This window comes from Nocardia sp. NPDC052001 (assembly GCF_040680615.1).
Classification (GTDB): Bacteria; Actinomycetota; Actinomycetes; order Mycobacteriales; family Mycobacteriaceae; genus Nocardia.
In genome coordinates, this window is the sequence record NZ_JBFAXC010000006.1 from 36,303 (window position 1) to 56,102 (window position 19,800).

General features: G+C 66.6%; 19 protein-coding genes and 1 tRNA gene. 6 read left to right on the forward strand and 14 right to left on the reverse strand.

The genetic code is table 11. The features are described 5' to 3' along the window. Positions 1-72 precede the first annotated feature (72 nt). The 4 genes from AB0L82_RS26750 to AB0L82_RS26765 form a co-directional block, all read right to left on the reverse strand. A complete protein-coding gene (locus tag AB0L82_RS26750; RefSeq protein WP_364641922.1) occupies positions 73-1,314 on the reverse strand; it encodes a glycosyltransferase in 1,242 nt (413 codons plus the stop codon). Beyond that, positions 1,311-2,582, reverse strand: coding sequence for a condensation domain-containing protein (locus AB0L82_RS26755; RefSeq protein WP_364641925.1), 1,272 nt, complete (start codon positions 2,580-2,582; stop codon positions 1,311-1,313). Before AB0L82_RS26755 ends, AB0L82_RS26750 begins: the two co-directional genes overlap by 4 nt. A 12-nt stretch (positions 2,583-2,594) precedes the next feature. After that, the gene (locus AB0L82_RS26760; protein WP_364641928.1) at positions 2,595-3,803 is read right to left on the reverse strand and encodes a GNAT family N-acetyltransferase; all 1,209 of its coding nucleotides are present in this window, start codon (positions 3,801-3,803) and stop codon (positions 2,595-2,597) included. Between the two features lie 112 nt (positions 3,804-3,915). After that, entirely contained in the window at positions 3,916-4,920 is a 1,005-nt protein-coding gene (locus AB0L82_RS26765; RefSeq protein WP_364642956.1) for an LLM class flavin-dependent oxidoreductase, read from the reverse strand. Between the two features lie 252 nt (positions 4,921-5,172). On the opposite strand from AB0L82_RS26765, the gene AB0L82_RS26770 reads away from it, so the two are divergent. Together AB0L82_RS26770 and AB0L82_RS26775 are read left to right on the forward strand one after the other, a co-directional pair. Next, positions 5,173-5,658 carry a peptidylprolyl isomerase gene (locus AB0L82_RS26770; RefSeq protein WP_364641931.1) on the forward strand — a complete coding sequence of 162 codons (486 nt, stop codon included), beginning with the start codon at positions 5,173-5,175 and terminating at the stop codon, positions 5,656-5,658. 70 nt (positions 5,659-5,728) lie between these two features. After that, on the forward strand, positions 5,729-6,949 hold the full coding sequence (locus AB0L82_RS26775; protein ID WP_364641934.1) for an acyl-CoA dehydrogenase family protein: 1,221 nt from the start codon (positions 5,729-5,731) through the stop codon (positions 6,947-6,949). Here the strand turns inward: AB0L82_RS26775 and AB0L82_RS26780 are convergent. The 3 genes from AB0L82_RS26780 to AB0L82_RS26790 all read right to left on the reverse strand — a co-directional run bounded on the left by AB0L82_RS26780 (position 6,946) and on the right by AB0L82_RS26790 (position 9,225). Further along, complete coding sequence (locus AB0L82_RS26780; protein ID WP_364641937.1) at positions 6,946-7,701, reverse strand: helix-turn-helix domain-containing protein; 756 nt, start codon at positions 7,699-7,701, stop codon at positions 6,946-6,948. The two genes, AB0L82_RS26775 and AB0L82_RS26780, sit on opposite strands and share 4 nt — an antisense overlap. A 197-nt stretch (positions 7,702-7,898) precedes the next feature. Continuing rightward, on the reverse strand, positions 7,899-8,600 hold the full coding sequence (locus AB0L82_RS26785) for a hypothetical protein (RefSeq protein ID WP_364641940.1): 702 nt from the start codon (positions 8,598-8,600) through the stop codon (positions 7,899-7,901). Between the two features lie 31 nt (positions 8,601-8,631). Then, on the reverse strand, positions 8,632-9,225 hold the full coding sequence (locus tag AB0L82_RS26790; protein WP_364641944.1) for a hypothetical protein: 594 nt from the start codon (positions 9,223-9,225) through the stop codon (positions 8,632-8,634). 50 nt (positions 9,226-9,275) lie between these two features. On the opposite strand from AB0L82_RS26790, the gene AB0L82_RS26795 reads away from it, so the two are divergent. Continuing rightward, positions 9,276-10,721 carry a carbohydrate kinase family protein gene (locus AB0L82_RS26795; protein ID WP_364641947.1) on the forward strand — a complete coding sequence of 482 codons (1,446 nt, stop codon included), beginning with the start codon at positions 9,276-9,278 and terminating at the stop codon, positions 10,719-10,721. Positions 10,722-10,889: 168 nt separating this feature from the next. Here the strand turns inward: AB0L82_RS26795 and AB0L82_RS26800 are convergent. After that, positions 10,890-10,963 (reverse strand) — tRNA-Leu (locus tag AB0L82_RS26800). 263 nt (positions 10,964-11,226) lie between these two features. Between AB0L82_RS26800 and AB0L82_RS26805 the strand changes: the two genes are divergently transcribed. Then, positions 11,227-11,430, forward strand: a complete 204-nt coding sequence (locus AB0L82_RS26805) for a hypothetical protein (protein ID WP_364641950.1) — start codon at positions 11,227-11,229, stop codon at positions 11,428-11,430. Here AB0L82_RS26805 and AB0L82_RS26810 read toward each other — a convergent pair. The 6 genes from AB0L82_RS26810 to AB0L82_RS26835 all read right to left on the reverse strand — a co-directional run bounded on the left by AB0L82_RS26810 (position 11,427) and on the right by AB0L82_RS26835 (position 17,477). Continuing rightward, positions 11,427-12,893 carry a peptide MFS transporter gene (locus tag AB0L82_RS26810; protein ID WP_364641953.1) on the reverse strand — a complete coding sequence of 489 codons (1,467 nt, stop codon included), beginning with the start codon at positions 12,891-12,893 and terminating at the stop codon, positions 11,427-11,429. The genes AB0L82_RS26805 and AB0L82_RS26810 overlap by 4 nt on opposite strands. A gap of 169 nt (positions 12,894-13,062) precedes the next feature. Then, positions 13,063-14,019, reverse strand: coding sequence for a Ppx/GppA phosphatase family protein (locus AB0L82_RS26815; RefSeq protein WP_364641956.1), 957 nt, complete (start codon positions 14,017-14,019; stop codon positions 13,063-13,065). Beyond that, positions 14,020-14,562, reverse strand: coding sequence for a DUF501 domain-containing protein (locus AB0L82_RS26820; RefSeq protein WP_364641959.1), 543 nt, complete (start codon positions 14,560-14,562; stop codon positions 14,020-14,022). It lies immediately after the preceding gene. Beyond that, entirely contained in the window at positions 14,559-15,236 is a 678-nt protein-coding gene (locus AB0L82_RS26825) for a septum formation initiator family protein (RefSeq protein ID WP_364641962.1), read from the reverse strand. The genes AB0L82_RS26820 and AB0L82_RS26825 overlap by 4 nt, the downstream gene beginning before the upstream one ends. Positions 15,237-15,340: 104 nt before the next feature. Further along, on the reverse strand, positions 15,341-16,627 hold the full coding sequence (eno, locus tag AB0L82_RS26830; protein WP_364641965.1) for a phosphopyruvate hydratase: 1,287 nt from the start codon (positions 16,625-16,627) through the stop codon (positions 15,341-15,343). Between the two features lie 91 nt (positions 16,628-16,718). After that, entirely contained in the window at positions 16,719-17,477 is a 759-nt protein-coding gene (locus AB0L82_RS26835; RefSeq protein WP_364641968.1) for a lytic murein transglycosylase, read from the reverse strand. 222 nt (positions 17,478-17,699) lie between these two features. On the opposite strand from AB0L82_RS26835, the gene AB0L82_RS26840 reads away from it, so the two are divergent. Next, positions 17,700-18,782 (forward strand): TauD/TfdA family dioxygenase, encoded by a 1,083-nt coding sequence (locus AB0L82_RS26840; protein WP_364641971.1) that lies wholly within the window; start codon positions 17,700-17,702, stop codon positions 18,780-18,782. Next, positions 18,779-19,768 carry an ornithine cyclodeaminase family protein gene (locus AB0L82_RS26845; protein ID WP_364641974.1) on the forward strand — a complete coding sequence of 330 codons (990 nt, stop codon included), beginning with the start codon at positions 18,779-18,781 and terminating at the stop codon, positions 19,766-19,768. The genes AB0L82_RS26840 and AB0L82_RS26845 overlap by 4 nt, the downstream gene beginning before the upstream one ends. The last annotated feature ends 32 nt before the right edge of the window (positions 19,769-19,800 follow it).

A 19,800-nucleotide genomic window follows, 5' to 3' on the forward strand; every position in this document is an offset into this window, starting at 1 on the left:
TCGGGTGCGCCCGCACTACTTTCCGTATCAACGGGTCCGCACCGGTCCCCGGTGGCGATTGGTGCGCCCGGTTCACAACGTGGCCAGGTGCGCCTCTATCGCCTTGACCGCCTGTCCCGCACCGTCTTCCCGGGCGAGCCGGTCCGCGACGTCGGCGGCATTGGCGCGCAGGGTCGAGTCCGAGATCGCGGTGCGAATCGCGGTGGCCAGCGCGTCGACGCCGAGTTTCGCGTGCGGGATGGTGGCGGCGCAGACACCGAGTTCGGTGAGCCGCCGCGCCCAGAAGGGTTGGTCCGAATAGCTGGGGACACCGATCGCCGGAACTCCCGCGCGCAGCCCGGCGGCGGTGGTGCCCGCACCGCAGGAATGCACGACGGCCGCCATCTGCGGGAACAGCCAGTCGTGCGGAACCTCGCCGATGGTGAGCACATCGTCATCGCTGACATCCAATTGCAGCCAGCCCGCCTGCACCACGCCGCGAACACCTGCCTGCCGCAATGCTTTACGCACAATCTCCGAAACGCGAGCGCTGTGCGCGCTGGAGTCGACCACGCTGCCGAATCCGATGAATACCGGCGGCGGTCCGGCCGCCAGGAAGTCCACCAGTTCGGCGGGCGGCTGCCAGTCGAGGGGACGCGGCGGCCACCAGTACCCGGTGACATCGAGTCCGGGCCGCCAATCGGCGGGCCGGGGCAGCACATAGGGCGAATAACCGTGCAGGATGGGCCATTCGGCGGCCGTGCGCCGACGGCGCAGCTCGCGCACCGACACCTCCGGCAGTCCCAGCTCACGGCGGAAGTCGCCGACGACGCCGCGGTAGACGGTATCGCCGAGCCAGCCGCCGAATTCGGCGGCCAGCCGATTGCCGAACGGACCGAATGAGCGCGGCCCCATGGACGCTGGCGGATACGCGGCGGTGGCGCACATCGGCTGGAAGCGCAGGCCGATCACCGGAATTCCCTTGGCCTCGGCCAGCGGGAAGCCCGGGCCCTCGGTGAGCTGCGCCAGCAACATCACATCGGCCGGTTCATCGCGCAGCGCCTCGATCATGCCCATACCGGTGGCGCGCACCCCGGCCGGTGAGCCGAATTGCCATGCGGCCTTGCGCTTGTCGACATTCGGGTCGGTCATATCGATGTCGATATTGGTTTCCATCAACCGGAATTCGATTCCGCAGCCGGTGATCAAATCCGCGAAGACCGAATGCGCGGCGACCAGCACCTCGTGCCCGGCTTCCCGCAGGCGCAGGCCGAGGCCGGTGAGCGGCGCGATATCGCCGCGACTGCCGATGCCCGTGATGATCATTCTGCTCATGCGATGTCCACCGTCTCGATGATCGAAAGCCACTGCGCCACAATCTCGCGCACGCGATCGAGGCCGATGCCGCCGGTGGGCGAGTGCACCGAATAGTGCACGCGGCGAATGCCGTCGTTCTCGGACGCGCCCAGGAACATGCTCAGGTCGAAGACCGTCAAGCGGGCCTGTTCGCGGGAGTGCGCGCCCGGAATCCACACCCCGACATCGCCGAGGAAGTTGAAATAGAACTTCGGGACATTGAATTCCACCAGCCGCGACCACCCTTCGGGGTGATGCCAGAACAGCACCGTGTAATCCTCCGGATGCGCCGGATAGTTGGCCACCGCATCGCGCATGCGCTCGCCGTGCCCGCCGGTCACCGAGCGCACCAGCCACGGATAATCGTCCGACAGCCAGGCGACGGTGCGGCTGAGATCGGTGCCGGGCCGCAGGCGGCTGTAGCGGCCGTGCTTCTGCACCTGGATGGGGCGGGCCACGCCGGTGACGTCCTCGATGGCCAAACCCAGTGCGATGAGCAGGATTCGAGTGTAGGAGGCATCGAGCGCGGCGGGCAGTTCATCGAGCAGTCGCAGTGCGAGGTCGCCTTCGATCACACCGTCGAGGTACGCGGATTCCGGTGTGTCGGGCCGCTTGTCGACGTGTGGTTCGATATCCGAGGCCGCGGACCAGTAGTCCAGCTCGCCCGTCCGGGTCACCGCGTACTCGTCGAGGAACTCCGCCCACTCGGAGCCCGTGATCAGCTCCGGTTGCAGCGAGATCTCCTCTCCCGCTTCCCATTGCCGGGCGTAGGTGGCCACGTCATCCCACATCACCCACATGGCGACGCCGTCGATGGCGATGTGATGGATGGTGAGCAGCAGGATATTGACATCGGCCGAGCGGGTGAGCAGGGCGGCGGTGACGATCTTCCCGGTGGTCGGGTCGAGCCGGAGATTGCTCTTGGCGGTCTCGTCCTCGATCACCTGCGGAATGGCTTCACCGGATACATGTTCGATATCGGCGGCACGCACATCGATTCTGGCCGTATCGATTTCACCGCCGGATACCGGTTCGATGAGGCATTGCGCGTCCATACCGTAGCTGTACCGGCTGCGCAGCGATTCATGATTGTCGATGAGCGCGTTGACCAGTGCGCGCGCGTCATCGAGCCCCATCGCGACCGGAACCGGGCAGGGAATGGTGATTCCGAAGACGGCCGGATTCGGATCCCACATGAGGAACTTCTTGGCGGCGGCGGTGAGCCGCCCCGGGCGCAGGGTGGTCATGGTGTCCTAGGGTCAGAAGGGGGTGATGTTGAAGGGCCGCCGCGGCGGGGCCAGTGCCCGGTCCAGTGCCTCGACCGTGCCCGGTGCAGATTCGGTGATGCGCCCGGCGCGGTGCAGTTCCAGCGGGGTGAGCGCACCGAAGTACACGCTGGCGAGTTCGGCGGGGCTCAGCCGTAGATCGGCCGCCGCGTCCTCGGGCGCGGGCTGCCAGCTGCCGCGGCCCGCGGTGACATCGAGGGTGAAGCGGCCGGGGCTCATACCGTAGGGATCGTCGATCTCGATCACGCCGTGGAAGTCGGCGCGGTAGGTGCGCGCTTCGAAAGCCCTGGGCGAGTTGAGAATCCACATCCAGACGCCGGTGTCCACGCCGATCGTGGCGGCCACGCGCGGATCGCCGAGCAGCAGCGGGGTGGGATCGTCGACGGCGGTGTCCAGCAGGATGTCGTTGTATTCGCCGTGCCCGAGCAGGCAGCGCAGCAGTTCGCGATGCGCGGACAGGGTGATCGCGCAGAAATCGCGCACCCGGACGGTATCGCCGATCAGGTCGTAGATGACGTAGCCGTCCGGATGTGTGATCACGCAGGAGGAATCGTCATAGGTTGCGGGCCAATAGAATTCGCTGCGGCTCAGCGCACCCGGGGTGATCCGCTGCCAGCGGTCGTAGATCTCGCGCAGCTGGGCGCGGGCGGCGCTGGGCCGCAGTTCGCGCGCGGGAGCCGGATCATCCGCACCGGCACGGAGTTTCGCGCGGCGGCGGTCGATGCGCAGCCGCCGGGTGTGGCTCGCGATCCCGACCGCACCGTAATTTCCGCCCGGACCGGGCATGGCGGCGAAGACGTCCGCGCCGGTCTCCAGCGCGATGTACATCATCTCGGCCTGGATCTTGGAGTAGAGGCCGCGATTCTGATGGGTGGTGGCGACCATTCCCTGCGCGCATGCCGCGACCTCCAGCTCCGCGCCGCCGGGGACCGCGACCCGCATGCGGATCACCGATCCGGTCCCCGCCACGAAGGGGGCGTCCGGATCCGAGACATCCTCGGCCACAATGATATCGGTGAGCCGGAACTGTAGCTTCCAGCTCTCGAAATCCGTGGCGTGCACACCGCCGAAGGCACGGTCGTAGCAGTCGCGCAGCGCGGCCCAATCATCCTCGCGCGCCCGGCGGATGCGCAGGCCGTCCACGGCCAGCCCCTCCCGATAGGCCATGAGTTCGGAGATCATTCGTGAATACCTTTCGTAGGCAGGGAGTTCGGCGGCATGCCTGCCGGTCTCATAGCGGCGCGAGGCGCGGCCTGGCTGCCCGCACAACGCGTCTCGGCGGACCGGTCAAGCACTAGACGGCCTCGTGAGCTGCGGGCGCGTCGAGGCGCGCGAGCACCGCATCGCCGAGTAGGCGCAGACTGGCCCATCCGGCCTCGGCCGGAAGTCCGCCGATGAGCGGATTCATCACGATCTCGGTTCTGCCACCGGCGATTTGGGCGAACAGCTCATCCGGGGTCAGGATTTCGGCGTAGCCCTGTGCCCGCACATCAGCGACGGTGCTCACCTCGGCCTCGTTGGGCCGTCGCAGTCCGGTCCGCCGCCAGGACCCGTATTCGCGCGCCTCGTTGAGGATGTAGGGCCCGTAGTCCCGCCATCCGGCCTCCGGATCCTCGTGCAGCAGGGTGAGCTTGTTACCGGGTTCGGGGCGGTGCACGAACCCGAATTTGCCGAGTCGCTCCAGCTCGGCCAGGTAGTACTCCTCCAGCTCGGGCATGGACATCGGCGGTGAGAACGGCAGGCCGAAGCGGGCCGCGCGCCGGGCCGCGGCCCGGGTCATACCGCCGACGAACACCACCGGATGCGGCCGCGTACAGGGTTTCGGGGTGACGTCGACCAGCGCGCCCGCATGCTCGAACGGCACATCCCGCCAGGCCGCGAGCAGGGTCTCCAGCGCGGTGTCCATGAGTTCGCCGCGCCGAGCCCAATCCCGGCCCATGGCGGCGTATTCCTCGGGCCGGTAACCCATTCCGGCGACGATGACCACCCGTCCGCCCGAAAGGTTGTCCAGCACAGCGATATCGGCGGCCAGCCGGATCGGATCGTAGAGCGGGATCAGCAGCGCGCTGATCGTCACCGCGACCCGTTCTGTGCGCGCCGCCACCGCCCCGGCGAGCACCAATGGCGAAGGCAGCCAACCGGTTCCGGACAGATGGTGTTCCTCGCAACTGACTGCCGCGAAGCCGTGCCGATCGGCGTACTCGGCCATCTCGATCGCCGCCCGGTAGCGCTGTTCGTGCCGAGCGCCCGGATCATCGGTATTGGTCATGTTCAGCCGGAGCGCCGCCACCACGTCCATCGAGTTCACCAGCCAAATATCGAACCCGGCCCCGCCTCCGGCAACCGCTCGGCTGCCCCGGTCACAACCTCTCCGGGACCGGACAACCACTGGGTGGAGGAGCCCGGTGCGCGGCAACCACTGCCGGTGGCACCCCGCTCACGCGGGCCCACTCGCGAGTGTGCGCGACCCGTGCGGCGCGCGGCGTCATGACCGCCGGGGAATCGGGATACATTTGCTCGTTCGGAATTCCTCTGTGAAAGGGCCATCACCATGTCGATTACCGCTGACAAGGTCGTCTCCATCGAGTACACCCTGACCGATGACGACGGGGATGTGCTGGACACCTCCGTCGGGGAGGACCCGTTGGTCTACCTGCACGGCGCGGAGAACATCGTGCCCGGGCTGGAGCAGGCGCTCGAGGGTAAGGGCACCGGGGACGAACTGCTGGTGGTGGTCGAGCCCGTCGACGGGTACGGCGAATACCTGGCCGAGCTGATCAGCACGGTGGACAAGGATATGTTCGAGGGTGTCGACGAGCTCGAGCCCGGGATGGAGTTCCACGCCGAGGCCCCGGACGGCGATTCACAGATCGTCACCGTGCGCGCGATCGACGGCAATGACGTGACCATCGACGCCAACCATCCGCTCGCCGGTCAGCGCCTGCACTTCCAGGTCAAGGTCGTCGATATCCGCGATGCCACCGACGAGGAGCTGGCGCACGGCCACCCGCACGGCGAGGACGATCACGAGCACTGAACCCGTTCGCTTATTAGAACGTGTTCTATATTCGAGGGATCGATTCTGCGATTTCTCGGGAGTTCACCGTATGTACCAGTGGTCCGACGAAGACCTGATGTTCCGCGACGCACTGCGCGGATTCATGGAGAAGGAACTGAAGCCGCACGTCGACCAGCTGGAGAGCGGCGCGCTGCCGCCGTTCGACATCATCCGCAAGCTGTACGCCGCTTTCGGGCTGGACGAGATGGCGAAGGAGGGGCTGGAGAAGTCGCTCGCGCGCGAGGAGGCCGGAACCACCGGCAAGCCGGGCGGCGGATTCAGCGGGGCGGGCAGCATGGGGGTCATCCTCAATAGCGAGCTCGCCGGAATCAGCCTGGGTCTGGTCGCCTCCATGGGCGTCAGTCTCGGGCTCACCGTCGGCACCATTCGCAGCCGCGGCACGCTGGCGCAGAAGAAGCGCTGGCTGCCCGAACTGGTCACCATGGAGAAGGTCGGCGCGTGGGCGATCACCGAACCCGATTCGGGCTCGGACGCTTTCGGTGGTATGAAGTCCTATGTGCGGCGCGATGGTGCGGACTACATCCTGAACGGGCGCAAGACCTTCATCACCAATGGCCCGTATGCCGATGTCACCGTGGTCTACGCCAAGCTGGACGAAGAGGACGGCGTCGATCGCCGCGATCGCAAGGTGCTCACCTTCGTATTGGACAGGGGCATGCCGGGTTTCGTGCAGAGCCCGCCGTTCAAGAAGATGGGCATGAACTCCTCCCCCACCGGTGAGCTGTTCTTCGACAATGTCCGCATCACCCCGGATCGGCTGCTCGGCGAGACCGAGAATCCGGCCAAGGGCGATGGAAAGGACAGTGCCAAGGAGTCTTTCGCCGCCGAGCGCATCGGCATCGCCTCGCTGGCGCTGGGCATCATCAACGAATGCCACCGGCTCTGTGTGGATTACGCGAAATCGCGCAAGCTGTGGGGTAAGGAGATCGCGCAGTTCCAGCTCATCCAGCTCAAGCTGGCCGAGATGGAGATCGCCCGCATCAATGTGCAGAATATGGTCTTCAATGCCATCGAGCGCACCGCTGCTGGCGAAAAGGTCTCTCTCGCAGAGGCTTCCGCGATGAAGCTGTATTCCTCGCGCGCTGCCACCGAGGTCGCCATGGAGGCGGTCCAATTGTTCGGCGGCAACGGCTATATGGCCGAGTACAAGGTGGAACAGCTTGCCCGCGACGCGAAATCACTGATGATCTACGCGGGCAGCAATGAAATCCAGGTCACCCATATCGCCAAGGGGCTGCTGGCCCGCTAACGCGCCATGCCCGCACCGTCCGGTCCCGATTCCTCGATCGGGACCAGACGGTAGGTGAGCCAGGGGCTGTGCGGGAGATGGGGTTTGTCGATGCGCAGGCGCACCCGGCGGATCACGCCGGTGTCCGGATCGGCGATGCGCAACTCGGTTCGCAGGGCCGTGTGGACATCCGGGTCGGTGGCGTACATGCGATCGAAGTCGGGGTGCACTCGGCAGCGGTCGATGATATCGGCGATGGTGTCCTCGGACAGCACGATCGGGCCCATCATGCGCAGACCGTAGGTGAAGCCGTGGGTCAGGGATTCCCAGTCCAGCAGCACCCGGGCGGCGGCGGGCTCGGTGTACAGGTAGGTGAACAGGTTCGGTTTCGCCGCGGTTTCCGGGAAGGCCGCGCGCCAGGCGGCATTGAGGCCCACCATGTCCCCCTCGGGCAGCATCAGGTAGGCGGCCGGATAGGGGAACTGCTCGAGATCGTCGAGGTCCTCGGCATCGGGCTTGGCCACGGTGCGGCCCAGAATGCGATCCAGGGTGCCCGGGTAGAGGGAGGCGATGATCCGCTCCCGGAAGAGGTAGGGAATCCACAGCGCGTCGAACAGCGCGCCCGCGAACTCGAGGCTGGGTACCAGGGTTCCGGCTTCGACCTTCTCGATCGCGGATTTGGACCAACCGGTCGTGCCCGCCAACTGCGCCTGCGTCATGCCGAGCGCGTCACGCCGCGCCCGCACGAAGACCGCCAACTGCCCCTTTGCCATTCACCTCACCCTTGCTCTGTCGTACGAGTCACACCGGAAACGGGCTGAAGTCTCACCCCTGGTGCGACATCCGCGCATTGACTTTCTCACGGCGCGAAAACAGGCTTGACGAGTCCTGGAACCTGCGCGCGCCATTCGCCCCTTCGTGCTCGTCAGGGGCTGGTGCGTTGGAGGGGAACGCACCAGCCACCAGGGCCCTACGGCATCGGCGCGGTGATCGTGGTGAAGTACTGCACCGCGGCGAGAATCGCGACCGGCGCTGTCACCAGCAACTGCCCAGCGATGGTCCCCAGCGCCCCGATCGAGGCCACCCCGCCGAGACAGCCGAGCGCCGCGGCGGGCAGGAAAGGCCCGAATAATCCGGCGACGGTGGCGGCCGCCACCGTGCCGCCCACCACCGCGCCGAGCACGCAGCCGACGGCGGCGCCGCCGAGTCCGCCGACCACGGTCCCGATGGTCAGCCCCATGCCGATGGTGCTGCTCATCCGATTCCACGCAGCCTGTTCCCGCTGATAGGGCGTATGGAAATCAGCGGTGTCCTCGAACGGCAATGCGACCGGCGCGTAGGTCGCATGCTCCACGTCCAGTCGGGGAGTGAGCGTCACACTGTGGTCGGCAATGTTCGCCTCGATCGGGAACACGAAATCGTCCACCCGGAAGGACATTTCAGCCGAGGCGAGCACCGTGTGATTCGCCGCCTCCAATTCGAGCACCCCGTCCCGCAGCTCGATCGCCCCGTTCGGGAGCGTGATCACCGCGGTATCCCCCACCTGACTCGCCGTCACCGCGACCGCCTCATCCGGCGTCGCGGTGGCGGTGGCCGAACAGACCGATAACCCGACCGCAACCAGTGCCGTCGACGCAAAACTCTTGATCAGCAACGCTTTTCCTGCACGCATGGCCATCCTTTAGTTCTTCACGATGAATCATTCACCATAATGAACTATTAATCCATGCGCGAGCAACCCCCGAACCGAAGCCGGCGGATGAGATGACGGTGAGGAGCATTATCGCGGTGCTGCCCAACACAATCGGCCAGACCATGACGGCGCGGCTGCGGCGGCGCACACCGGTGCGGATATTCGTGAGCGCGCGAATTCGCAGTTGACCGTGCCGGTCGATGCGGCCGTCGGTGAAGACCGGGTCGCCGATGCGCAATTCCATCGGGGTAACCGGGAGGAAGCGGACGTTCCATCTGCGGCCGGTGTCGTCGACCAGGTGGAGCAGCAGGCCCGGGCGCTGTTGCAGCGGGCCGCAGCGGGCGAGGATTCGCATCGCAGGACTACGGGCGGCTCGCCTGTGCAGTCCCGCGGCGAGAATGAACCCGCCCACGGTGGGGAGCAGGCTGGGCGGTGCGAGCGCCTGCTCGGTCAGCAGTAGCAGGGCGGGAAGCACGAACCACAGGGGTTGCGGTGCGACCATGGTGATCGGTTCGGGATGCCGGGCGATGATTCCGATGACCGAGCCGCGTAGTGCCGGTGGGCGGGCGGCATTGTCGTTGTGCCCCTTGGGAATAGTTGCCATGAGATACTTTCGCCGAGTACACGGGCCCCGATGTCCGGACCGGATCCGGCGTGGGGGACCGGATTTCGTCCTGGGGTGGGGTGATCGCGGTGCCGGCCGAAACGGATCTGTTCACGGCGCTTCGTGCGCTGCGGGCGGCGGTCGGCTCACCGAAGGCGGCGGATGTGTTCCGGCGCATCGAGATACTGGGTATTTCGATGGGCCGCAATACGCTCTACGACCTCTACGGCCGGTTGGATTCGCCGACCGATACCCGCGCTCCGGCCTGGTCGACGGTGGAGGGGTTCGTACGCGCCTGCCTCGAGCTGGCCGATCGGACCGGGCGGCGAATCAGGCCGGAGTGGCGCGATTTCGACCGGTGGGCCGATCTGCACCGGGATTGCGGTAGCGCGGCGCCGCGACCCGCGGACGGCTGGACGCATGCCGTCGAGAAGGTGCGGCGGGACTGCCGGACCGATCTGCTGACCATTACCGCCATGAATGCCGATGCGGTGCATCTGGTCGACCGCATTCAGCGGGACCACGAGGTCGTGAGCCGTTGGAGCCAGCACGCGCCGGGCGGTTCCGGGGCCAATACCGCGGTCGCGCTGTCCCGGATCGGCGGCTGCGCGGCGGTCGCCGGAATCGTCGCCGATGACAGTGCGGGACGAAATCTGCTGGCACAGTTGAAATCCGATGACGTGGACGTGAATTCGGTACTGTCCGTATCGAATTCACGCCTTCCCACCGGTAGCACCATCGTGCTCGCGGATCAGTCCGGTGGCCGGATGATTGTCGTATCACCGGGCATCAACGCGGAATTGGCGGCCCGCCTGCGCCGCCTGGGCAGAGTCGAGGCCCTGATCGACACCGCGCGACATTGCCGCATTCTGCACCTGACCTCCATGGCGGGCCACGGCCAGCATGTGCTGCAACAGGAAATCGCCGCGACCGTCGCCGATCGAACGCTCATCACCCTCAACCCCGGAGCGATCTACGCCGCCCTCGGCACGGCGCGCATGGAATCGCTACTGAGCCTCACCGATGTGGTGTTCGTCCACGAACAGCAACTGGACCTACTACTCGGACACCGAACCATCCAGGAACGACCGGTAGAGGACAAGATTCGCGATATGCGCGCCCGCCTCTCCCGCCCGCAACCATCGGTGACGGTCCTCAAACTCTCCACGGGAATTACCCGAACCCGCTCGGTGGCGATCACCGTCAGCGAACCCGGCAACCGCATGAAGACCTACTACCCCGACGGCGTAGTAGACGTCGACAGCCACCGTCTCACCGACACCACCGGCGCGGGCGACGCCTGCGTAGCAGGCGTAATGCTCACCCTCCTCAACGGCGGCACCCCGATCGAAGCCGTCAACCTGGCCCACGTCATGGCCCTCGCCGCCTCCGGCACGGTAGGCGGCCGCGACGGTATCCCCCACCGCCCCGACCTCCCCGCCCTCTGGGACCAATACTCCAGCGGCGCCGAACTCCCACCCTGGCTGGCCGACTGACCGTCCGAAAACGAGACTATCGCGGAGCGTAACCACTGATCCCGCCCCTTTCGGTGCGCGCAAGATACCGGCCCGCAGGTTCGTTGCGTACAGCGGAAGAATTGCGGATGCCCCGGCGGAAAGGCTCCCGAGTGGGCGCAATTCACTGCTCTGCCAGCGGTTTTATAGTGCCCCCGGTCGGGTTCGAACCGACACTGTGCGGATTTTAAGTCCGCTGCCTCTGCCAATTGGGCTACGGGGGCGTGGGGGTCAGCGTACCGAGCCGTACGGTTGAGTCGTAATCAACCGGGGGTGAATTTCGGGGGGTTGTCGAAAATGTCCGGGGTCGGTATTCAAGGGACAGGTGGGGTGGGGCCGGAAGTAATGTGGCGGTGGCCACTCCGGTGCCGTCTTGCAGGGACCTCGAGGGTGAGGTGTGTGCGTGTCGGATCGGGGTCGGGGGTGAATGAGGGTCGCGAAAGTGGCGGGCGCGATTTAGCCGCTGGATAACTCGCGAATCGCCCGCGTGAATTGGGTGACGGCGGGTTCGGTCATCAAGCCGGGCGAACGGGGAAGCGGTCCGCGCGATGCCTATCGCGCACAACGCGTTCTAGGAGTCGAACGTCAATTTCAGCTCGGCGAATTGCCGCGCGCCAACTGGGAATACGACATCTTCGACGATTACCCGTTCACGTACGGCTACCCGGTGCCCGAGACCAATCGTGACTAGTGCACGCCCTCCATATGGCGACTCACCCACGGTGCGATCGCCCAGACCACCGCGCCGACCGCGATCGTCACCAGGCCGGTGATGCCGAAGTACGCGAGTTCGTGCGAGGGATCGTAGAACTTGGAGAGCACGCCCGACATCGAGGTGCCGATGCCGACCGAGAAGAAGTACAGCGCCATCATCTGCGCGCGGAAGGCATTGGGGGCCAGCTTGGTGGTGACCGCCAGGCCGATCGGCGAGAGCAGCAGTTCGGAGATGGCGAAACCGGCCAGCACCGCGAACACGAACAGGATCGGCACCGTCTTGCCCTCGGTGCCGGAGTACAGCGCGAACAGCATGAACGCCGCACCCATGCCGAGCACGCCGAGCGCGAATTTGCGCGGGGTGCTCGGGGCGCGATTGCCCAGCCGGGTCCACAGGATCGCGAACAGCGGGGACAGCGCGATGATCCACACCGGCTCCATGGAACCGATCCAGTTGGACGGCGCGGTCCAGCCGAACACATTCCAATTGATGCGCTCATCGGAGTAGACCGCGAGCACGGTGAAGATCTGCTGGAACAGCGACCAGAACACCGCGTTCGCGATGAACAGCGGAATGAAGGCGCGCACCCGGGTACGTTCCACCGCATCGACTTTCGGGCTGGTCAGCATGATCGCGAAGTACACGATCGAGGCCAGCGCGATCACGCCGGTGGTCATATCCGGCAGGTTCGACAGCGTCAGCACACCGGTCAGCGCGGCCACCGCGACGATCACCGCGAGTACCGCCACCACCAGTAGGGTGCGCGGAATCTCGGTGCGCGGCAGCGGATTCGGCACCTCGCGGCCGTGCGTGCCGAGATTGCGGCGGAACACCACGTACTGGGTCAGGCCCAGCGCCATACCGATGGCGGCCGCACCGAAGCCGTAGTGGAAGCCGACATGGTCCTGGAGTACGCCGGTGATCAGCGGTCCCGCGAAAGCGCCCAGGTTGATACCGAGGTAGAACAGCGTGAAACCGCCGTCCGCCCGCGCGTCGTTCTTGTCGTAGAGCGTGCCCAGCAGTGAGGACGCATTGGCCTTGAGCGCACCCGAACCCAGCGCCACCAGCACCAGACCCACACCGACACCGGTCAATCCGGGCAGTACGGCCAGGGCGATATGTCCGGCCATGACGACCACACCGCCGTAGAAGACGGTGCGCTCCATCCCCAGCACCCGGTCCGCGATCCAGCCGCCGAGCACCGTCGAGAGATAGACGAGCCCGCCGTACGCGCCGACAATGCCGGTCGCCGTGGACTTCTCCAGCGCCAGGCCGCCGTCGGTCGTGGAGTAGTAGAGGTAGTAGCCCAGGATCGTGACCATGCCGTAGAACGAGAATCGTTCCCACAGCTCGACGCCGAACAGATTCGCGAGACCGATGGGATGTCCGAACAGGGTGCGTTCGGAGACCGGTTTCGCGTGATGCGCTACTCCAGACATAGCTCAGACCCTCCCATATTGGGCAATCTGACAGCAACCTCAGTTGTTAACCTGAGTCACAACCATATGGCGAAAGCCCTGGTAACAGGCGTGAAGCAGCAGGAGTTCGGTTTGCCAGCGCGTGTCCGAGTCGGTAAGAGCGTCCCCGGCACGCCGCGGACGCCCCGAATCAGGCGATCGACAGCGCTATACCGTCCAGAATGTCGTGCTCGCTGATGATCAGTTCGCCGATGCCCGCGCGCCGCGCCAGCTCATCGGCGAGGACTTCAGCAATCACCGCGCCGCCGCCGATCACATCGACCCGGCCCGGATGCATCGGGCCGAGCGCGGCGCGCTCATCGTGGTTCATGCCGATCAGCCGATCGCACACCTTGCGCAGCTCGCCCAGCGAGAGGCGGGTGAGATGCACCCGCTCCGAATCGTATTCGGGCAGGTCCAGGGCGACCGCGGCGAGCGTGGTCATGGTTCCGGCGACACCGACCCAGGTGTGCGCGCGCTCCACCGGCACCACGCCGAACGCCTGCGCCAAACGCTCGGAGGCGAAGAAGCGCGCGGCCGCCACCTCCTCGCGGGTGGGCGGATTGCCGTGCAGGCAGCGCTCGGTAATGCGCACGCAGCCGATATCGGCGGAGTAGGCGGACTGCACGCCGTCGGCATCACCCAGCACCACCTCGGTGGAACCGCCACCGAGATCGACGACCACGAAAGGTCCGGCCTCGCTGGACAATTCACCGACCGCACCGGCGAAGGACAGACGCGCTTCCTCGTCACCGGTGATGACCTCGGCCTGCGCGCCCTCGACCACACGGCCGAGTTCGGCGGCGGTCATGGCGAAGAAATCCTCGCGATTGCTCGCATCGCGGGTGGCGGAGGTCGCGGTCATGCGGACCCGGGTCACCCCGTGCTCGACCATGAGATCCACGTAATCGTGCAGCGCCACCCGGGTGCGCTCGATGGCCTCGGGATTCAGGGAACCGGTCGCGTCCACGCCCTGGCCGAGGCGGACGATGCGCATCTCACGATGCACATCGGTGAGCTTGGGCGAAGCGCCATCCCGGATCACATCCGCGATCAGTAGTCGGATGGAGTTGGTACCGCAGTCGATCGCGGCGATCCGGTCGCGCATCTATTCGCCCTCTGCCGCAGGATTTTCGTACTTGGGCCAGTCTGCCGGAATCGCGGTGCCGCGCAAACCATGCGCTGCCGCAAGCGCGACTGCCTCGTCGCCAAGCGGGTTCACGCCCGGGCCCTTGGCCAGCGAATGCGCGATCAGCACATGCAGACATTTCACCCGATCCGGCATACCGCCACCGGCGAAATCGGTGCCCAGATCCTCGATGGCATTGCGCTCGGCAAGGTAGCTGTCGTACGCGGCGCGATATCCGGCCGCCAATTCGGTGTCGTGCGTGAGCCGTTCGGTCATCTCGCGCATGATGCCGGTGGTCTCCAACCGGCTGGCCTCGGCGGTCAGCCGCGGATCGGTCAGGTAGTACAGCGTCGGAAACGGCGTACCGTCCGGCAGTTTCGGCTGTGTCTTCACCACGGCGGGCAGACCGTCCGGGGTGTGATAGGCGATCTCCAGTACGCCGCGCGGCTCGCGCCCCAATTGCTTGGCGACGATCTCGAGATCCCGCTCGCTGGGTGTGCGGTGGCTCTCGGATGCGGTCACCTCGGTTGTCCTTCCTGAATGGGGGCGGGCGGATTCGGCGCGGGCGGCGCCGGATTCGCGGCTGGGGCGGCACTGGGCTGCGGCTGCGAAATACTGCGCCACAGTTCCGTGTACCAGGGGTCCGGCTCGCGCGTCTTGGCGGGCGGGACGGGTACCGCGGGCTGTTCTATCCCGGGCACCTGGACGATGTACGGCGTCTCACCGGGCAGCACCAGGCGCAGCCGATCCCGGGCCTCGGCCCGGATATAGGCCGGATCCTGTTGCTGCGCACGGCGATCCCGCAGTTTGGCGACATCGTCCTGTAGTTGCTCGCGCTGGGCGGCGAGCGAAACGGCCTCGGCGCGCTGGGTGAAATAGGTGCGCAGCGGCACCGCGAGGGTGAGCGCCAGCCCGCACAGCACCGCGGCGAGCAGAATCGCGCGGCCCGTGGACAGGCCGAGGATCTTATGTTCGTGCCGTTCGGATTTGGCCCGCGAGGCCCGTCGCGCGGTGGCCGATTTCGCGGCCGAACGGCGCTTGCTCACACCGCTGCCGCTCGCCGAACCCGATGCGGTGCGCTTGGCCGCCGCGCCGGAGCGTGGTTTGGCCGCACCGGATCGGGGCTTGGCCGAACGCGACGGGCGGCGGTCACCGCGTCCTGCCGGACTGGTACCGCGCGCCCGTCGCTCCGTCATCTCACACCTCGAAACTCAGCGGATTTGCCCAACTTCCGGGGGTTGTCCGAACCAGGTCCCGCAACCCCGTACGCCCGGCAGGTGCCGAGTCACCGCTCGATTATTCAGCCTTCGAACGCGAAACGCGGGAAGGCGACGTCACCGGCGTAGCGCGCCGAGTCACCGAGGGCGTCCTCGATGCGCAGCAGCTGGTTGTACTTGGCGACCCGCTCCGAGCGCGCCGGGGCGCCGGTCTTGATCTGACCCGAGCCAACGGCCACCGCGAGATCGGCGATGGTGGTGTCCTCGGTCTCGCCGGACCGGTGGCTCATCATCGTCTTGTACCCGTTGCGGTGCGCCAGATCCACCGCGTCCAGGGTCTCGGTCAGGGTGCCGATCTGGTTGACCTTCACCAGCAGCGCGTTGGCCGCGCCCTTGGCGATGCCCTCTTCCAGACGCTCCGGGTTGGTGACGAACAGGTCGTCGCCGACCAGCTGCACCTTGTCGCCGATGGCGTCGGTGAGCGCGACCCAGCCGTCCCAGTCGTCCTCGGACAGCGGATCCTCGATCGAGACGATCGGGAACTGGGTGATCAGCTCGGCGTAGAAGTCGTTCATCTCGGCGGCGGTGCGCACCGAGCCCTCGAACTTGTAACCCGAACCGGCGGTGTAGAACTCGGTGGCCGCGACATCGAGCGCGAGCGCGACATCGGTGCCGAGCTTGTAGCCCGCCTTGTCGATGGCGATGGCGATCAGGTCCAGCGCGGCGCGGGTGCCCGCGACGTCCGGCGCGAAACCGCCCTCATCGCCGAGACCGGTGGAGAGGCCCTGGGCCTTGAGCACCGACTTGAGCGAGTGGTAGACCTCGGTGCCCCAGCGCAGCGCCTCCTTGAAGGTGGGCGCGCCGATGGGGGCGATCATGAACTCCTGGACGTCGACGCCGGTATCGGCGTGCGCGCCACCATTGAGGATGTTCATCATGGGAACGGGCAGCACATGGGCGTTCGGTCCGCCGATGTAGCGGAACAGCTCCAGGCCCGAGGATTCGGCGGCGGCGCGCGCCACGGCGAGCGAAACACCCAGCAGCGCATTGGCGCCCAGACGCGACTTGTCCGGGGTGCCGTCCAGATCCAGCAGGGTCTGATCGACGGTGCGCTGTTCGACGGCGTCCAGGCCGATCACGGCGGGCGCGATCTCGTCGAGGACGGCCTCGACGGCCTTCTGCACACCCTTGCCGTTGTAGCGGTCGCCGCCATCGCGCAGCTCGACGGCCTCATGCTCGCCGGTGGACGCGCCGGACGGCACGGCCGCGCGAGTGAGGGTGCCGTCGTCGAGAGCGATCTCGACCTCGACGGTGGGGTTGCCACGCGAATCCAGGATCTCGCGAGCTCCGACCTGTTCGATGATGGCCACGAAACGACACTCCTTCGGCTGCTGACTCGGCAGGTCGCACGGCAGTCCCGTGCTGAGCCGAGCCTAATGCACGCCGAAACCGCGAGGACTATCAGGCGGAACGGCCCACGCTGTAGGCGGCGGCGCGATAGCGGACCTTGTTCATATAGGCGGTGGATTGGTTGTAGGTCATCAGGGCCTGCTGCCAGCCGGGCGCTTCGCCGAGGTTGCCGCCGCTGGCGCAGAGATAGCGCGCGGCGGTGAGAGCGGCGTCGTCGATATTGTCCGGATCGGCGATACCGTCGCCATTGGCGTCGACGCCCCAGTGCTGCCAGGTTTCCGGGATGAATTGGAACGGGCCCATGGCGCGGTCGTAGACCGGATCGCCGTCCATCTTGCCGCCGTCGGTGTCCGGAATGTGCGCGACATCCGGTCCGCCGTCGAGGGCCACGCCGCGGATGGGCGGCGAAACCTTGCCGTCCTGGGCCACTTTCGCGCCGTGATAGGTGCCGTGCCGACTCTCCACACTCGCGATTCCGGCGATGGTGGTCCAGCCGATACCGCAGTCCGGCCGGGATCTGGCCATGACCGCGGCGGCATAGCCATACGCCTCCAGCGCCACCTCGGAGATGCCGAGGGCATCGGACTGCTCCTGCGCCCAGCCGCGCAATTGAATCGCGCTGCGGCCCGGGGCATCCAGATCGATCACCGGCAGCGGCGTCCCGATACCGGGCGGCATGGAATCCGGTACCGGGGTGAGATTCGTTGTACCGCAACCCGTCAGCAGTACGAGAGCGAGCGCCGAGCCCAACAGGCCGACGCGGGACGATATGGCGCCGGCGGCGGCTTTCTCGAAACGCACTCTTCTCATCATCCAGATAGTTCGCCCGTTCAACCACGAACGTGAACGCCCAGTGGCGGGAGTCGTCCGGATCGATGCGCTTCGGTTACCGTTCGCACCCGTGCTTTGATACCTTCCAGCTATCTTCTCGACACGCTTTTAGGTAAGCCTTGCCAAATTTGGCGCTGCCCGATACCTTCGCTCGGGTACCGAAATCCGCTTGTCACCTCCGAGGCCAGGAAGGTAACCCCCTTGGCGAAAAGCGTTCTCTTCGAACGTAAGACGCTTCACCCATCGGAACTCGAACGACGCGAACTGCCGGAGGCCGCCGGACACGCTGTGCGCGCGCTGGCGGATGAGATCGCCGCCACAGTCGGGATGAGCCCGGCGATTGCCACCACGCTCGGCAACCCGGACCTGCTGCACCACATCGACACCCGCTTCTCCGAATTACCCGAGGAAGTGCACCGCGCGATGCGCGCCCCCGCCACCTCCGCGGGCGTCACGATCATCAGCCGGTTACCGCTCAGCGACGATGAACTCGGACAGACCCCGATCGACTGGCGACAGGCCGCCGCATGGGCTGGAGAGCCCGAGCGCGCCCATTCCTCCTTCGCGCTGGACCTCACCATGTTGCTGCTGGCGCGCTGCGCCGGTGAGCCTTTCGGCTGGCAGGGCCAGCAGGGCGGGCGCCTGGTCAACAACATCCTGCCCACGCCCGGACACGAACAGGAGCAGTCCGGGGCCAGCAGCACCACACTGCTGAGCCCGCATACCGAGGACGCCTTCCATCCGCGCCGCGCCAATCTGCTCATGCTGGGCTGCCTGCGCAATCCGGATCGGGTCGGCACCACGGTGTCCTCGGTGCGGCGGGTGGAACTGTCTGCGGCGCAACGGGATCGGCTCTCACACCGGGAGCTGCCGATTCTGCCCGATGTGTCCTACGGCACCGATTTCCCGGAGCACGAGACCCCGGCCATCGCCACGCTCGGCACCGACGACGGGCGGCTGACACTGCGCTACGACCCGGCGTACACCCCGCTCGCGGACGCCGATGACGAATTCCGCTCCGCCTACGAGCATCTGGCGACCGAACTCGAAAGGGTCTGCATCACCGCCGCTTTGACCCCGGGGGAACTGTTGCTGGTGGACAATGACGTGGTGGTGCACGGACGGGTGCCGTTCACCCCCCGCTACGACGGCACCGACCGCTGGCTCAAGCGAGTGAACATCAGGCTGCCCCAGCGCCGCCGTGATGCGTCCGAAGCCGCCGAGACCGGATACGGCCAGCGGGTGGTGGCGCCATTCCGCATGATCCGAGGTAACCGCACGTGAACAGCCGACCCACCCCGCTGCGTGTACTCAGTCGCAGCGATCTAGCCGATGTCCCGATCAGTCCCGCCGAGGTGGTGCGCGCCGTGGAGGACGCGTATCTCGCCTTCGCGGCGGGAGATTCGGATAATCCACGCAAGCTCAGCGTCGCACATCCGGACGGCTGGTCGGTGGCCTACGCCATGCTCGGCCGCGACGGCCGCCGCCGGGTGGTGGCCATGAAGACCTCGTACAAATTCGATCCGCATCACGACCGCTCCACCAAGCGGTACTACACCACCATCACGCTGTACGACGATGCCACCGGTATGCCGCTGGCGATGATGGACTGCGCACGGGTCGGGGCGCTGCGCACGCCCGCGGTCTCGGCGCTGCTGGTGCGCGAGACAGCCCGGCCGGGTGCGCGTTCGGTACTGCTCATCGGCACCGGCACCCAGGGCCGCAACGCGCTGCCGCACCTGCTGGCCGCGAATCCGCAGCTGAACCGCCTGATGCTGTACGGCACCCACCCCGAGGGCATCGAATCGGTGTATCAGCAACTGCTGCACCATAATCCGCACGCCGAACTGGAGCTGGTGAGCGATCCGCACGCCGCCGCCCGCACCGCCGATGTCATCCTGGCCACCGCCGGGCCAGGCACCCAGGTCGCCATCGAGGCCAAGGATCTGGCCCCGGGCGCGACCGTGGTGCTGGTCGGCTACGGCCTGGCCCCGTCCACGCTCACCGAGGCCGATCGGGTGATCGCCACCAGCGCCGAGCAGATGGCGCTCACCGGCACCGATATGGCCGGACCGGACGGGCGACTACGCGGGGTCGACGCTGAGCTACCCCAGGTGCTCAATCACCGCAGCGTCGGCCGGACCTCCGATGAGGAACGAATATTCGTCTACAACAGCGGCCTGGTGCTCACCGATATCGCGGTCGCGCACGCACTCGCGACCCGCGCCATCGCCGAGGGTCGTGGCACGGAAGTGGCGCTGTGGGATTGAACCGCGCCGAAACAGTAGAAAGGGGACAGCCC

Bases quoted from the DNA above. Each gene is read 5' to 3' on its own strand.
- AB0L82_RS26765 (WP_364642956.1), bottom strand. From the start codon at position 4,920: ATGGACGTGGTGGCGGCGCTCCGGCTGAACATGACCAATACCGATGAT.
- AB0L82_RS26810 (WP_364641953.1), bottom strand. From the start codon at position 12,893: ATGTCTGGAGTAGCGCATCACGCGAAACCGGTCTCCGAACGCACCCTG.
- AB0L82_RS26750 (WP_364641922.1), bottom strand. From the start codon at position 1,314: ATGAGCAGAATGATCATCACGGGCATCGGCAGTCGCGGCGATATCGCG.
- AB0L82_RS26755 (WP_364641925.1), bottom strand. From the start codon at position 2,582: ATGACCACCCTGCGCCCGGGGCGGCTCACCGCCGCCGCCAAGAAGTTC.
- AB0L82_RS26790 (WP_364641944.1), bottom strand. From the start codon at position 9,225: ATGGCAACTATTCCCAAGGGGCACAACGACAATGCCGCCCGCCCACCG.
- AB0L82_RS26815 (WP_364641956.1), bottom strand. From the start codon at position 14,019: ATGCGCGACCGGATCGCCGCGATCGACTGCGGTACCAACTCCATCCGA.
- AB0L82_RS26760 (WP_364641928.1), bottom strand. From the start codon at position 3,803: ATGATCTCCGAACTCATGGCCTATCGGGAGGGGCTGGCCGTGGACGGC.
- AB0L82_RS26825 (WP_364641962.1), bottom strand. From the start codon at position 15,236: ATGACGGAGCGACGGGCGCGCGGTACCAGTCCGGCAGGACGCGGTGAC.
- AB0L82_RS26785 (WP_364641940.1), bottom strand. From the start codon at position 8,600: ATGCGTGCAGGAAAAGCGTTGCTGATCAAGAGTTTTGCGTCGACGGCA.
- AB0L82_RS26775 (WP_364641934.1), top strand. From the start codon at position 5,729: ATGTACCAGTGGTCCGACGAAGACCTGATGTTCCGCGACGCACTGCGC.
- AB0L82_RS26835 (WP_364641968.1), bottom strand. From the start codon at position 17,477: ATGAGAAGAGTGCGTTTCGAGAAAGCCGCCGCCGGCGCCATATCGTCC.
- AB0L82_RS26770 (WP_364641931.1), top strand. From the start codon at position 5,173: ATGTCGATTACCGCTGACAAGGTCGTCTCCATCGAGTACACCCTGACC.
- AB0L82_RS26780 (WP_364641937.1), bottom strand. From the start codon at position 7,701: ATGGCAAAGGGGCAGTTGGCGGTCTTCGTGCGGGCGCGGCGTGACGCG.